The sequence below is a fragment of the Sphingobacterium sp. NPDC055431 genome (genome assembly GCF_053644255.1).
Genome location: NZ_JBSHLH010000015.1, coordinates 1 through 16,112, shown reverse-complemented (window position 1 = coordinate 16,112; position 16,112 = coordinate 1). Strand labels below are relative to the sequence as shown.

At 33.3% G+C, this 16,112-nt stretch carries 11 protein-coding genes; 9 read left to right on the top strand and 2 right to left on the bottom strand.

Annotation, left to right across the window (positions count from 1 at the left end; translation table 11 throughout):
- Window positions 1-6: 6 nt before the first annotated feature.
- The 9 genes from ACWIB3_RS13365 (at window position 7) to ACWIB3_RS13325 (ending at window position 11,806) form a co-directional block, all read left to right on the top strand.
- Window positions 7-1,101, top strand: a complete 1,095-nt coding sequence (locus ACWIB3_RS13365; protein ID WP_454291863.1) for a DNA cytosine methyltransferase — start codon at window positions 7-9, stop codon at window positions 1,099-1,101.
- Entirely contained in the window at window positions 1,088-2,722 is a 1,635-nt protein-coding gene (locus ACWIB3_RS13360) for a TIGR02391 family protein (protein ID WP_454291862.1), read from the top strand. Before ACWIB3_RS13365 ends, ACWIB3_RS13360 begins: the two co-directional genes overlap by 14 nt.
- A 112-nt stretch (window positions 2,723-2,834) precedes the next feature.
- Window positions 2,835-3,998 carry a hypothetical protein gene (locus tag ACWIB3_RS13355; protein ID WP_454291861.1) on the top strand — a complete coding sequence of 388 codons (1,164 nt, stop codon included), beginning with the start codon at window positions 2,835-2,837 and terminating at the stop codon, window positions 3,996-3,998.
- Window positions 3,999-4,000: 2 nt separating this feature from the next.
- Window positions 4,001-7,603 carry an ORC-CDC6 family AAA ATPase gene (locus ACWIB3_RS13350; protein ID WP_454291860.1) on the top strand — a complete coding sequence of 1,201 codons (3,603 nt, stop codon included), beginning with the start codon at window positions 4,001-4,003 and terminating at the stop codon, window positions 7,601-7,603.
- 363 nt (window positions 7,604-7,966) lie between these two features.
- Complete coding sequence (locus ACWIB3_RS13345; RefSeq protein WP_454291859.1) at window positions 7,967-8,524, top strand: Arm DNA-binding domain-containing protein; 558 nt, start codon at window positions 7,967-7,969, stop codon at window positions 8,522-8,524.
- A 190-nt stretch (window positions 8,525-8,714) separates the two neighbouring features.
- Window positions 8,715-9,281, top strand: coding sequence for a Crp/Fnr family transcriptional regulator (locus tag ACWIB3_RS13340; RefSeq protein ID WP_454291858.1), 567 nt, complete (start codon window positions 8,715-8,717; stop codon window positions 9,279-9,281).
- Between the two features lie 110 nt (window positions 9,282-9,391).
- Window positions 9,392-9,976: a peptide deformylase gene (gene def / locus ACWIB3_RS13335; RefSeq protein ID WP_454291857.1), complete on the top strand. Its 585-nt coding sequence runs from the start codon at window positions 9,392-9,394 to the stop codon at window positions 9,974-9,976.
- Window positions 9,977-10,125: 149 nt separating this feature from the next.
- The gene (locus ACWIB3_RS13330) at window positions 10,126-10,536 is read left to right on the top strand and encodes a GNAT family N-acetyltransferase (RefSeq protein WP_454291856.1); all 411 of its coding nucleotides are present in this window, start codon (window positions 10,126-10,128) and stop codon (window positions 10,534-10,536) included.
- Between the two features lie 424 nt (window positions 10,537-10,960).
- A complete protein-coding gene (locus tag ACWIB3_RS13325; protein ID WP_454291855.1) occupies window positions 10,961-11,806 on the top strand; it encodes an RteC domain-containing protein in 846 nt (281 codons plus the stop codon).
- A gap of 360 nt (window positions 11,807-12,166) precedes the next feature.
- Here the strand turns inward: ACWIB3_RS13325 and ACWIB3_RS13320 are convergent, their stop codons facing one another.
- Both ACWIB3_RS13320 and ACWIB3_RS13315 read right to left on the bottom strand, forming a co-directional pair.
- Window positions 12,167-14,953 (bottom strand): PQQ-dependent sugar dehydrogenase, encoded by a 2,787-nt coding sequence (locus ACWIB3_RS13320; protein ID WP_454291854.1) that lies wholly within the window; start codon window positions 14,951-14,953, stop codon window positions 12,167-12,169.
- Window positions 14,950-15,699: a 3-keto-disaccharide hydrolase gene (locus ACWIB3_RS13315; protein ID WP_454291853.1), complete on the bottom strand. Its 750-nt coding sequence runs from the start codon at window positions 15,697-15,699 to the stop codon at window positions 14,950-14,952. The genes ACWIB3_RS13320 and ACWIB3_RS13315 overlap by 4 nt, the downstream gene beginning before the upstream one ends.
- Window positions 15,700-16,112: the final 413 nt, after the last annotated feature.

Sequence of the window (16,112 nt, the reverse complement as noted above, 5' to 3'; positions counted from 1 at the left end):
TGAAGTATGAAAAAGAAAAACGAACATATACATCATTCCAACAAATTAAAAGCAGTGGATTTCTTCTGCTCTGGTGGCGGTATGAGCTTCGGAATGCAGGAAGCAGGGATTCAGATTATTGCCGGAATTGACTTTGATAAAAATTGTAAAACTACCTACGAAGCAAATATAGAGGGAGCAGAATTTATACAGGCTGATGTATTCGACCTGAAAGAAAAAGAACTTGAAAAAAAATTGTCTTTAAAAAAGAATGATGATGAGCTTGTACTTATAGGTTGTAGTCCTTGCCAGTTTTGGAGCATCATTAATACAGATAAAACAAAGTCATCTAAATCAAAAAACCTTTTGATAGAATTCTCACGTTTTGTAAAATATTTTCGTCCCGGATATGTGGTTGTAGAAAATGTTCCAGGTGTTTTAAGAAGAAAAGAAGAAAGTGGTTTAGACGAGTTTATTGAATGGCTTAAAAATAACGGTTATGAAAATCCACACTTCAAAGTCCATAATGTAAATGATTATGGTGTTCCGCAAAACCGCAAAAGGTTTACACTAATTGCAACTCGTATTTCTCAGCATGAAATTAAGCCTTTGGAATTAGAAGGGAAAAAAGTTGTCGTAAAAGATGTTTTAGGAATAGACAAAGGGTTTCCTAAAATAGAGCCCGGACATAAGGATAATTCGGATTTTCTTCATACCGCTCCAAATATTAGTGACATCAATAAAAGAAGATTAAAAAAAGTAGAAAAAGACGGAGGAAACAGATTAGGCTTTGCAGACGATCCCGAGTTACAGTTAAAATGTTTTGAAGGAAAAGATGACTCTTTCAAAGACACGTTTGGACGCTTATGGTGGAATAAACCTGCTCCGACAATTACGACCAAGTTTTTCAGTATTTCTAATGGTAGATTTGTACATCCGGAAGAAGACAGAGCTTTGTCTATAAGAGAGGGAGCTACATTGCAGTCCTTTCCGTTAACCTATAAATTTAAAGGAACAAGTGTTGCAAATATCGCCAGAATGATTGGTAATGCAGTACCCCCCAAATATGCAACAGCTATTGGTAAAGCAATAATCCAAAGTACAGAAAATGAGCGAACCTAAACTATTTATGAAATTTGAGGCAAACACCATACAGCATCTTGGTGTTAAAATGTATTCTACAATGCCTCCAGCTTTAGCTGAATTAATTGCAAATGCGTATGATGCCTGTGCAACAGAAGTTCACATAAAATTGTATGACATAGACGAAAAAGTGGTTGTTGTTCAAGATAATGGTACCGGAATGTCTTTTGACGAAGTAAATGATTATTTTCTTAGAATAGGAAGAAACAGACGTGAAGAGAAACAAGAATCACAATGTGGAAGAATTCCTACAGGAAAAAAGGGCTTGGGTAAATTGGCTCTTTTTGGCATCGGAGATAAAATAAATATTCAAACTTTCCAAGAATCAGAAGGAGTTAGTTTTAACCTTAATTGGAATGAAATCTTAAAAACAACAGGCAAAGATTATGAGCCTGATTTTAATTTGTTAGAAAATAAGAATTCTGAACGAGGGACAACTATTACCTTAACTGAATTAAAAAGAAAAACCGGCTTTCCTTTACAAGATTACGCTGATAACATAGCAAAGTTATTTAATTTTCAGGATGATTTTATTATATACATATCATTGAATGATGATGATCCAATTAAAATAGATAGCAAAACAAAATACCAAAAAATTGAGCCAGAATTTAAATGGGAGATTCAGGAAATTATAAGTATTATCGAAAAAGACTATTCAGATAAAGGAAAGATTCAAGGTACAATAATTACCACCGAAAAGCCTCTTAAAGCAAACTTGAGAGGCGTAACACTTTTTGCAAATGGACGTATGGTTAATATTCCAGAATTTTTTGGACCTTCAGAATCCAGTCACTTTTATTCTTACGCAACAGGATGGCTGAATATTGACTTCATTGACAATTGGGAAGAAGATGTTATTTCAACAAACAGACAATCCATTGATTGGGAAAATCCCAAAACAGTTGAGTTAAGAGAATATCTAGCTTCATGTTTGTCTATTATCGAAAGACAATGGCGTGAATTTCGAAAAGACAAAAAGAAAAACGCTATTAGTGAAAAGGTAAATATTAATGTAGGACAGTGGATTGATCGTTTACCTGATAATGTACAGGATCAAGTCGAAACGATTGTTAATCTGTTAGATGACACTCCCGAATTATCTGAAAGCACACAACAAAAAGCCATTCAATTAATACATGGTCTTGTACCGGAATATGCAAATTTGCATTGGAGATATCTTCATCCTGAAATTAGAGGAGCGGCAGAAGAAGACTACAAGCGGAATGATTTTTACAGAGCATTCATAGAAGCGGTTAAAAGATATATTAATACAGTTAGAGCAAAATCAAAAAGTACAAACGCAACGGATCATGGTATGATGGGAGCTGAGTTTGGATTAGGTAGAATATTACAAGTAGCAGCTAAATTTAATAAACCAGACGGCTCTAAATTTCACGCAGATACATACAAATGTATTGAAGAGGGACAAAAATATTTATCTATGGGAATCGTCTCTGGAGCTAGAAATCCTATTTCTCACGAAGAGATAGGAGATTTACGAGATTCGAAGCTTTTTACGGAAAAGGACTGTCTAGATATGCTTAGTTTATTATCTCACTTATTTAAGAGGTTGGAAGATGCCGATCCTGCTCCCTGACGTTTTAATTTAGATACTAGGATTTTCTGAATTTCTAGTATCTAAAAGATTTGAAAAACCTTAATAGAAGCATATATTTTTCAATTATAATATTATTTGCAACGTCACTAAAATGAATGATTTTGATGTTATTATAGATAGGTTTTATTCTTCTCACACCTATGAGAATATGGAGAATTTATGTTCTCTGGTTAAGAACTCACAATTTGACGCAAATAAAATTGCAGAATTAACGAAGGTATTGGCTACAAGTGGAGAAACTTTAAAGTTCTCTAGTTACAATACAGCTGACATTCCGTCTACAGGAGGACCATCATCTTTATCTACGATTATTAGTCCTTTAATTCTAAAAGAGTATTTTGCAGTTCCCAAACTAGGAATCGTAGGAAGACCTGCCGGGGGTATTGATGTTCTAGCCCAAATAGAAGGATACAATCTAAAGCTTTCTAAAAAAGGAATCTATGAGATAATTGATAAAACACAATATTGTCATTTTATCTCAAATAATCAATTTGCTCCTTTAGACAGTGAACTTTTTAAATACAGAAGTGAAAATGGTTTCAAGAATGTTTCGGGATTAGTCATTGCTAGTTTATTATCCAAAAAAGTTGCTGTTGATATCAAAAATGTATGTTTAGATATTCGTTATTCACATTTTGGCAATTTTGGAAGTTCTTTGAAGGAAGCAAAAGAACTTTCAGATAATTTTAAACAAGTAAGTAATTTATTGGGAATAAATAGTACGTTTTATTTTTCAGATAATGCAAAGTTGTTTCAGCCGTACATTGGACGAGGAGAATCCTTATTGGCAATTTATGAATATTTTTCGGGTAGCAATAGCAATTGGCTGAATCATCATATTGAACATGAATGTAGCGAAATGGTTCGAAATCTTACAGATAAGAAGATAGAAACATCAAAGTTTAAAAGTATAATTATAAAAAACTTTACAGAAAATATCATATTTCAGGGAGGAAATATTACATCTTTTGAAAATGTCGCAAAAAATATAAAGGACTCTCATATATATGAATTCTCTGCTCAAAAGTCAGGGATACTGATAATCGATATAATGAAAATGAGAGATACCATCCTCAAAATTCAAAATAAATATAGAAACAAGGGTGATGAATTCCCTGACCCTTGCGGATTAGTTTTCTTGAAAAATCAAAATGAAAATATTGCTCAAAATGAAACGGTACTGACTTTCAGAGTCCCTGAAAATGATTTAGAATATTTTAAAACCGAATTAAATAATTTTATTACAATAAACTAGGAATGGATAAATATTGTTGTTTTAACTGCCCTCAAAAAGACTATTCTGAAAAAGAACTGTATGACAAATGTCCTAAATGTGGGATGAATTACGGATTTCCCCTTGATTTTCTTCCTACAGAGGTAAATGGATTTAAATTAGAAAGATCCATTGCGAGAGGATTTTACGGAGCAACATATATAGCGACTTCAAAAGAAAGAATTCCCAAAAAGAGAGTATTAAAGATTATTCCGAAAGGAATTTATGAATTATTCGGCAAGAATTTTGAAAATGAATGTAACCAACACTCACAGCTTGAAAATGAGCATATAGTTGAGATCCATGATTATTTTGATGAAGATGTTGATTTTAACGGGACTATTATTCCTTGCCACGTTTGTATACTTGACTACGTTGATGGAAGCCCGCTAAAAAAAGAAATGGAATCAGATATTTCTATTGAAAGATTGACTCAAATAGTAATAGATTTATTAGAAATCCTTGAAGTATTAAAAAATAACGGAAAGAGCCATAATGATTTACATCCGGGAAATATTTTGGTTTCAAATCTTAGTCAAGGAACCAAAAGAGTTGACCAGATAGACAATTCAGTCAGATTAATCGTTATAGACTTAAATTCAACTTCTGACGGAACACAAAGTTCAGAGACAAGATTGGGAGACATAAATTGGATAGGGAAAAGCATTCAAGATTTGTCTAAACGTTTTATAGAAAGAAAAGAAGAAAACCAAGAAGAACTAACTGATAAAGAAAGTAGGATTCTCTCACATTTTGAAAATTACGGTAAACTGTTAAGTCAAAAAGTAATTAGTACAAGACTTCCTAAGTTTGATGATCTTATTTATGATATAAAAAGTACCTATCGTCATGTTGTAGATCCGTGGAATGAAACCTTTACTCTCAAAAGTTTTGATTATGCATACAACGCACAGTCATTAAAACCAAATTATGTTCCTGCAATATTTGTGGATCCTGATAATAAATTTTTTAATGAATCTGTAAAGCCCGGACCCCTTATTATTTATGGAATGAGAGGTTGTGGAAAAACTATCTTATTATTAGGGCTAACTTTTTATTCTCGTATCAGCTCGTCAAATTCTGATGAATATTCGGATAGGGGCTCTGCAGGAATCATTGAAAGAATTGTAAATGATGGATTTATAGGGCTATATATCAATGCAAATAAATTATTAGATGTTGTCGGTAAAAAGGATGAGAAGATATATAAGCCACTTGAAAGAATATATTTAAGATTTTCCTTAGAAGCGTTGAGAACTTTAAGAACATTGAAGAAAATAGAAGACAATTCCGTTTTAGATCTTTATTATGAAATCTTGACTAGCGAAATAAACTCAAAAGTTAGTAATCTTGATATACCTGCAATCAGTTCTGATAAAGAGTTAGAGGATATTTTAATTAAGAAAATCAATTTATTGGAGAAAAATGAAGGGAATGAAATTTCAATTTCTACCGCTGCACCTGCAACATTTGAAGATCTCTCTACAGCTATTACAAATTGTAGCCCGATATTGTTAAATCATAAGATTTATTATTTGTTAGACGATGTTTCTACCAGATATCTGAATCAGGAAAATATAATACAGATCATATCAACATTTATTTTCCAAAGTTCAAAATGTGCCTTTAAAATCACTACAGAGGCACAGACTTTGAATGCTATTCTTTTTTCTCCAGGAAATCAGGAAAAAACCAGAATAGGAAGGGACTTGCAAACCTTTGATTTAGGAAATTTAGTGAATGAACAAATTAGAAATAATAAAAATTTTGTAGTTGATATCCTTGAAAAAAGAAATAAACTCATTTCTAAAGATTCTAATGGTTATCCTCATCCGGGAAATCTTTTAGGGGATATTTCACTTAAAGAAATTGCATTTAATATAACTCAGACAGGTGCAAATAAGAAAAACAAAAAGCAGTTCTATCATGGTGTCACAATGCTCTCTAAAGTCTGTGTGGGGGACATTGGAGATATCATACACATTTATAATCTGATGTTAGAGGAATATAAGAAAAGCCCTCACACACCTTTAAAGGTAGAACTACAAAACAGAGTTTATCAAAATGTTAGTGCAAACAAATTGTTTGATTTAGATCGAAATAAGAATGACTTGAAAGATTTCGCTTTAACTTTTGCGAAAGCTTCGTATAAGCTACTCATGGAATCTAAAGACTCTGAAAGACTCAGACAGTATAATTCTATTTATGTAAAGATTACTTCTGGAGATCAAGAATTTCAAATTGATAAATTGAGAAGTTTAGTGGACGCAGGAATTTTTATATATGATGGCAGCCCTCAAGCTCCCAGAACAACTGGAAATGATACTAATCCATTATTACAATTCAAATTAGCTTTTAGAAAATTATTAGGTTTAACCAACTTTATAGGTATTTCCCATTCCGATAGATTTGAGTTAAGCGGTCCTGAATTGGAGACATGGCTTAGAAATCCACAAGAAGGAGAAAGTATATTATTAAAAAATAAGATTATAGAAGACGGAGATTCTGATGAAGCCTCTTATGGTTTTAATGAAGTTAATAGAAATACAGGCTCTCAAGCTGATTTAGATTTTACAGTTTCTAAGCCTGAAAATAAAGAAATTGAAAATTTCTTTATTTCGGAAAATCAGATTATCATGAGTAAAAGCCCTTTTAAGGATAGTCTGATTAATGATTGCAAACAGTATGTTTTGGGAATAGGTTTCGAGGACAGAACTTATGAATCATTAAATAAGATTATTAACAACCCAAATATTTCCAAAATATATGCAATAAGGCATAAATTAGAAGAAGGAAGGTATAATGACATCAAACAAATTTTAGATCAATCAAACAAAGATATTTTGATACTAGACATAGACGAAATTGAAAAGATTGACTATTCATTAAAGACCATAATTGACGTGTCTGGTTTGTCCAAATCTATGATATTCCGCTTGCTGATTAAAGCCAAGAAGAATATAAATAAGATTATTGTGTTGGAAACTGAAGCTGAGAGTTTATCCCCTTCAGAAGAAGATTTAAAAGAAATCGTAAACACACAGGAACAGGCAACAGAAATTTTGAAAATTGTAACAGAAAGTATTGAATTAGGAGAGTTGAAGCCCTACTCTATTGAAAATATATATTCAACAGATACAGATGAGTCCAATTCTCGTGTAATACTGTGTTTTAGTTCTTCAAAATTTGAAAGAATGTTGACATTTTTAGATCAGAAGCAATATGATAAAATATTAATAATCAATCCTAATAAAGAAGATTACAGAAGCCAACTGGCAAGGTTATCCACTAAAGTAATTCAGGATAAATATTCATCTCTTGAAACAGAAGTTATTGATATAGATACCGATAACCAAAATGAAATTTTAAAAGTCATGACAGCTTTATACCAAAAATACTATTTACAAGAGGGATGTAATTTTGATATTGCATTGACAGGATCTAAAATTCAAACCGTTTGTGCTAGTATTTTTGCAGGTTTAAATAAGATTAATAATAGTTGGTATATAAGTCCTAAAGAGTGGAAATCTAATGCGTTTTCTTCTGGAATTTCAGATACATTTATTTATTCTGTTAATGATTTTTAATACGGATCTATTTATCAACATTAAGATTTTCTACGTATTTCATAATGTCTAACCGTTCCAAATCTTCCAAAAAATGTTTCGAGATTTGTTCGGGTTCGGCTACCAGATCGAAGATCAAAACATACAAAAGCTTGCAAATTGAACGTTTGCAGGCTTTTTTGTTTTTACGGCAGGTCAAAATGTTCAGAAATTCGCAAACTTTTAGTGAGTCATTCAGTGAGTCATTCAGTGAGTCATTAAATTTGATTGAAGTACTCACTGAAACGTATTCAATTCATTGAATTACAACATGTTATATATTCGAACATCTTGATGTGTTTTTGCTGCAAGGCTAATTTTGTTACACATTTTAAATGTTAAATCATGAGTACAAATTATTCCTTGCTCTTCTACTTGAAGAAACTAAAGAATTATGTCAGTGGAGCTAAGCCCATTTACATGAGAATTACGATCGATGGATCAGTATGTGAAATCTCCACAGGAAAGAATTGTGACCCCAGTCGATGGAATTCCAAAGCAAATCGATCGAAAGGTAATACCGAAGAATTAAAGACTTTAAACAGCTATTTGGAAACATTGAATCTGAAAGTTGCCGCCAACCACCTTGAAATCTTGAAAATGGGAGAAATCCCTACCATTGAACTTCTTAAATCAAAAATTACAGGGAAGACAGAAAGTCAAAGGACGTTATTATCGGTTCTAAAGGAACATAATCTTAAAATGAAATCTTTGCTCGGCAATGGATTTCGGGAAAATACCTTAAAGGGCTACAAGACGACCTATTCGCATCTAGAAAGCTATATTACAAAACTATTTTCAACTGCAGATATTGAACTTTATAAAATTGACCATTCTTTTGTAGTAGGCTATGACAACCTTCTACCAGCAAGTGGAGAATTTTTTTTAGTAGCAAAGACCTGAAAAATACGAAAGAGAATACTTCCTTGCAACTGTGATGTAGTGATATAAAATGGCTGAAAGCAATGTTTTTACTGGTGTTTTACCGTAGATTAACAAAGTTATGAGATATCCGCACAAAAACCGGTTTATTATAAAAACACTAAATTTGTATTTTCTTTTTCAAAAGACGGACTAAAAAGAGAATATTTTTATGGGACACATCAGAGAATACTACGAGCGGATAATAAAATTACAGGAAACAGAATGGGAGTTTATAGCTTCCCACTTTGATAGGAAGTTTTTTGCCAAGAACGAAATCATCACACCGCGTGGCGAAACAGAAAACTATCTTTTCTTTGTGGAAACAGGCATCGTTAGGTTTTATATTCCCCATGATGAAAACGAACTGACTTTTAATTTCTGTTTTGATAAAGAATTTACCTGTGCTTACAATTCATTCCTGACCCGGACGCCATCTGAATACGAATTGCAGGCATTGACGGAAACCGTGGTTTGGCAAATATCTTATGATGATTTGCAAAAAGTGTATGCGGAGACCAAAGCGGGAAACTATTTAGGGCGTTTTGTGTCGGAGAAACTGTTTTTACAAAAAAGCAAAAGAGAATTATCGCTTTTAAAACATACGGCAAAAGAAAGGTATCTAAACCTGTTCAATGAACAACCTGATATTTTAAAATTTATTCCGTTAAAATACGTTGCTTCCTATATCGGGATAACGCCACAGGCGCTGAGTAGGATTCGTAGACAAATAGTATAGCAATCTGAAATGTCGTTGAAAATCAACGAAAAACCTGCGTAAATACTTAACATAGGTTCATTGCCTACCATGTTTATTCTTTGGAAATTTGTTGAAAAACCCAAAGAATAATGAAACGATCCATCTTAGCATACGGACACCATATCTTAAAACAGAAATGCAACGACATCGAAAAGGATTATCCTGAATTGGATAAATTAATTGCCGATATGTGGGAAACGATGGAAAATGCCAATGGTTGCGGATTGGCATCACCACAGATAGGACTTCCGGTTAGATTGTTTATCGTGGACAGTAAATCAACTTTTGATAATCTCGGAGAAGAAGACAGAAAGTTTTATTTCCCCCAAGATGATAAAGGCATAATGGAAACTTTCATCAATGCCAAAATCATCCAACGGTCTGAAGAACTTTGGGAAGACGAAGAGGGCTGTTTAAGTATTCCAAATTTATTCTACAAAGTAAAGCGGAATTGGGCGATAACGATTGAATATTATAATCGGAATTTTGAAAAGCAAATCCGTACATTCAGTGGAACGACCGCGCGAATGATACAGCACGAATACGACCATACTGAGGGAGTTCTCTATCTCGATTATCTCAAGCCTTTAACAAAAAGGCTTATGGCTTCCAAACTTCAAAAAATCCTAAAAGGTCAAATTGTACCAGCCTATCCCATGAACTTCATACGATAGAAAAAGCAACCATTTTAAACATACTTACTTATGATAAATATTAGAAAAGCCGACATAGATGACGTGATAACTATTTCAAAATTGGGACGTATAACATTTTCAGATGCGTTTGAGTCTTTTTCAACGACAAGAACGAACTGTTGGATTACTTGGAAGACATTTTTTCGGAAAAAAGGATTCATGACAGTATACTAAAAGCGGAATCCATTTATTGGATTGCTTTCTACGATAGCATTCCTGTTGGTTATGCGAAAGTTAAACTGGACTTCACAATCCAATTGATAATCCCACCAAAAACGTGCTATCTTGGTAAGATTTATGTCGTAAAAAAATTTATAAGCAAAGAAATCGGTAAAGAACTGCATAAAATTTTAATGCAAGAAATAATTGCTTTGAAATATCAGCGTATTTGGCTCTCTGTATTAAAAGAGAATCAAAAGGCAATAAATTTTTATCACAAAAAGGGCTATCAGATAATAAGTCAGTATTCACAAAACATTGGTTCTCAGGAATTCGACTTTTTTGTAATGGCACTGAATTTAGACGAAAAAGCTACATGAGTTTGCATACGGGGGCGCTGTTTGTAACTTCTATTTTGTCATTCACCCTTGAGATAAATAAGTTGCTATTGAAGTTGTTTCGGAACCCCGGTCTGATAAACAGAAACATGAAAACAGTAGAAAATTTTAGCACAGTACAACACTGTCTACAAAATTAACTTCGACCTTGAAGACGAAGAAAATATCCTTAGGATTGAGGCTAATAAAATTGAGGTTGAAACTGCCGATATAATCAAGTATATAATTGAATTGAGGTATAACTGTAAGCGAATAGAACAACTTTTAGCGAATTCTTATGTAATAATTTTCAAAGAAATATTCAACAGATTGAAAACTGATACCCCGTAACAATGCTTGTTGGGTTTGTCAGTGATTACAATGATGAAAGTTGTCTATTAGAAAATAAGACATTAGACAAAGTGAAATGACATCTTCATTAAATCATATCATCTCGGAGATACAGCGAAAAGAAAATGCTATTTCGCTGTCTGCATCTAATGAAATTGATGAAGCATATCAAACGACGATATACCTGCAAGAATACTTATGGTCAATAAGAGAGGATATTACCAAGCAGGGCTTTAAAAACCATTGGGAGGAAATCAATTTCTTTCGCAACATTAAGCCATACATTCTCTCCAAACTCATTTACCACAATAAAATATTTCGCATACAGACAGCTTGTCCTGTTGATGGAGGAAAGATGTACGCAAGTTATTTTTCAGAACAATTAAGGGAATTAAAACAGGAATACAGGGAGCATATCTATAATTCCGATTTTTACAGATATTACCGTTCAGGAAGAACAGACCGTGATGAAACTTACTTTAGGTTGGGCAACATTAATTTCCACGATGGACTGAATAGCTTCGTCTTTGAAATTGACCCTCTGTTTTCAACCTACTATGATTACAAAGTGGCTCGGATAATAGCAAATGAGCTACTCTATACCTACATACTCCAAAAAATCAATAATGATGAAATAGCAGGCTCTCTTTCTGCAAGGGATATTTCATCCGATGGTATTCTTTGGACGGACAGTAAAAATGCCTTGATAGAACTGATTTATGTGCTGTATGCGAACGGCTCTCTTTCATACGGTAAAGTAGGAATACGAAAAATCAGTTTGGTTTTAGAAAAACTGTTTCAGATTACCTTAGGGGATTTACATAATGCTTTCCATCGAATGAAATATCGTGCCAATTCACGAACCGCATTTTTAGACCAACTGAAATCTTCTTTGGAGGAATATATGGACAAGGATTTATAGAGTTATCAAAACAAACAAAAAGGGAAGCAAAGATAATGGATAACGATAACTGCGCACGCATAATGGCTTCGCCACCCTTCGGGACTTACAGTGCTTCGTTATCTTATATCCGTTAGCATAAAGGCTTTCTTTTTTTTCTGTTTTTTTCTTTTGGAATGAATTTTAGTTTTTAATATTCCATAGCAGTAACTTCCGCACTTAGGGAGGTTAGCCTTTCTAAATCCTCAAGAAAATGTTTCGAGATTTGTTCGGTTTCGGCTACAGAAAAAAGCGACTTGAAAAGGTCGCTTTTTTGGTTTAATAGCTATTGTGTCAGGTGTTACTTTTATTTAACTTTCAAGACCCCTGATAAACAGTATATCAAATCTGAAACATTATTCCATTTATTTCAATGGATATGTCTTTTGCTTTATTAATATCTAAATAAATTTCTGTTTTTACATTTGACGAATCAATAGGGATATCTACCCATACTGTCCCTGGTTCAAGTCTTTCAATATTTTTGTTTTGTCCAATATGTTCTTTATTTGAACCTCCTGTCCTGATTTTAAATGTCCCATTTGGCAGCTTGATAGGACTCTTCAGTGGTAATTTAATTTGAATTGCTTTTATATTGGATAAATCAATTACTCCTAGGTTCACCACAGAATTTTGACCCTTGGGAAAAATTGTAGTCGCATTTTGATCAATCTGATGGTTAACCTCTAAACCTTGTCCCCCTTCGATTTGATAAGCTGGGATATAGGGATTCCTAAGGTACACTGATTTATAATCAGTTAAGGAAGGTATTTCCCCATTTCCTTTATCAGTATAAGAACTCCGAACCAGTACTCCATCATTTGCTATATTAGTCCTGCCCAATAAATTATTCAAGTTTCCTTTAGGGGCATTTTTATCTAAACCTTTTTGAGAACTCAATATATAGTCTACTATATCTCCAACATCTTCTTTTGACATTGAGGGATGCGGAGGCATCATTTCTTTACCTCCCCATTTGCCTGCACTCCCCATTAGGACGCTATTTGTCAACTTCTCTCTTGAATCTCCTTTACCTTTATACCTTTTAGAAATCTCAACATAAGATGGCCCCATTAATTTTTCATTTTCAGCATGGCATGATTTACAGTCACTTTTTAAGATAAGATCATTAGCAATGATTTTTTTAATTGGAGAATTTACATTTGTTGCATTTAGCTTATCCTTAATTAAATCAAAATTAATATAATCAATATATTCTGCATTAACATTTAAGTTTGAATAATCAATTCCATTGCTTCCTTCATCTTCCTTATCCATAACAGTAACTTCATAATTCACAATAGTATTAGGAAAAAAGAAGGTTTCATTAGATTCTCCCAAACTTAAATTAATTGAAGGAGGAGCATTACCTACTTGAATTTGTATTTTTTCAGTTCCTGTATTTCCTTGTTCGTCAACTACCGTAAGCTTTGCTACCCATTTCCCTTTTTGGTCTAATTTTACATCAATTTTTTCCCCTTGGTGCTTACTTACCACTTTTCCTGAAATCAATAATTCCCAGTGATACTCTAGGTGATCATTATCATAATCCTCTGACTTCTCTGCAGACAAGGAAAGATTAAAAGGAACTTCACCGGCTGCTTTTGAGGGTGTAATTCTTGCGATAGGATTTCTATTTCCTTTTTGGTATGTAATTTTCAGCAATCTCGCATCCGCATTTTTCTTATAGGTACCTCTTCCATATTCTAGTACAAACAAATCGCCATTTGGACCAAATTTCATGTCGATGGGACCATTTAGTTTCAGTTTTTCTAAAAAGGGCTCCATGTTTAGGAATTTTCCATTTTTATCAAATGTTACTGCAAAAATCCAACCTCTGGTCCAATCTGTAATAAACCATTTCCCTTCGTAATAATAAGGAAAGCTATTTTCACGTCCTTGAAAATCATTTTTTCTATAAACAGGTCCACCAACCGCACTATTACTTCCACTTCCCAAGAGCGGAAAATCTTCAGATGCCATTTGAGGATACCAGATGAAGGCAGGCTGAGCTTCTGGCAAGTCAATGATGCCGGTATTATTAGGAGATAAATTTTTCAGTTTTTCAGGAATAAACTTTTCTAAAGGCTTATTATTGGCATAATCAAATCTCCAATAGGGCTGTTGATTAGCAACAATATATGGCCATCCAAAATTTCCAGGTCCTCTTGCAATATTGAATTCATCGTAGGATTTTGGACCATACCCAATTGAATCTTGGATTCCTGTTGGTCCAACTTCTCCCCAAAACAACCACCCCGTTTCAGAATCTATACTTAATCTCCATGGATTACGATTACCCATCGTATATATTTCAGGACGTGTATCTGCTGTTCCAATGGGAAATAAATTTCCTTGAGGTATGGAGTATGTACCATCATCATTAGGATGTATCCTCAATATCTTCCCTCTTAAATCATTTGAGTTTGCTGCAGTCCTCTGGGAATCATACAAGGATCTGCCCGACCTTTCGTCCAAAGGTGAATAGCCTCTAGGATCATTAGGGGTATTATCTCCTGTCGATAAATACAAATTAGCATCTTGGTCAAACAACATTCCTCCCCCTAAATGACAGCAGGAAATCCGCTGATTAGGAATCTCAAGGAGAACCTTCTTACTGGCCATTACTAATTGGTTATTCTTAATTTCAAACCGAGCTAGAATACTGTAATGTTTTAATCCTTTCGGAGAATAGTAGAGGTATATCCAACCATTGCTTTCAAAATTTGGATCTACAACCCCTCCAAGCATACCATCCTCACCTGATTCACTTAATACCTTTCCATTTTCATCATAATAACCAACACTTACTGGAATATGCCCGATTGGTATCACCTTATTAGTTTTCGAATGAAATAAACTTATCCTACCTTTTCTTTCAACAAAGAGAATATCTCCATTTTTCAAAATATCCATCTGAATCGGTTCATCTAAATTTACAGCTAGGGTTTCGATGATAAACCTATTTTCCTCAGGTTTCTGATTTTCATTTTCACTTGTATCATTACATGAAACTATGGAAACCAAGGACATGAATGATACAATAACAATGAAAGAAAATTGAACTATTTTATATCCAAGATTATTTAAGGCACCCTCGATATACTTCCAAATTTTGAAAACGATCATAATCTTTTAAGTAATATGGTTTTATATTCAATTTTCATTGGTGGACCAATGTGAACTTGAACCCCTAATAACCCTTCTTTTTTTAGATATTTCTCATCATCATCAGTAACACTGCTAAAAAGCTTACCATTGACATAATGTTCTAACACATTTCCTTTTGCTACAATCCTCATTTCATTCCAACCATTCTGCTTGACTAGTCTTTTCAACTTTTCAAGATCAGGCTCAGAATTAACTACCTTAGTTGGTAGCCATACATTATTTGATATGTTATCCTGTAATGACCCTTGACTAGCACTTAATTTAACTTGATCACCAGGTTTGGCAATAGTAGTTCGGATTCTTTCTTCATAGTTCATTCCCATATATTGAAGTTTTCCGTCGATATCTGCCTGATAGCCTTTTAGGGCATAATCTAACCCTTCAACTTCCTCACTCCGGTAATTTATCCCACTATTACCCTCACTAGAAACTTTAAAAACAACCTTTAATTCAAAATCTCTGACTATTCCTTTTCTCCATATTAAGAATGAATTTCTATTCAATAGAGTTTCTGGAGTAACCTCTCCTATGATAGTTCCATTTTCTACTCGCCAATAAGTTGGATCACCTTCCCAGCCATCTAAGTTCCTTCCATTAAATAAGGAGACAAAGCCGTTTTGATTCTCAGCTAATCTTTGAAAATCTTTACAAGAAATAATAAACAGGACACATGAGTACAATAGGTATCGAAATATAGTTTTCATGGATGAATAATTTTAAAATTTTTATTTATATATGATTAGATACAGCTCTTGGTAAAAACTTACTTTAGCAAATGGACTTGATTTAATTAGATATTTTTGTAATTATAATTTTGGTTATGCAGTAATTCCATTTTCAAACTATACTTATAAGACTCAATATTATATCAGATTTCTAATCTTTGATGCTGCCAATAGAAATTTACTTTTGATTTTAATTGGCATTTAATCTGTTAGCCATTTCATTTTTATTTCCACCCAATCAGTTTCAAAAAAATCAATATGGACTAGTGGAAGAATTGCTTTATTAAGGAACTTTAAAGGCACTTTTACATCCACCTCTGATTAAAAGTAACTGGTCAACATTGTTTAGGTTTCGGTTTATATTATTTGTTGTTAACAATAAATATAATCCG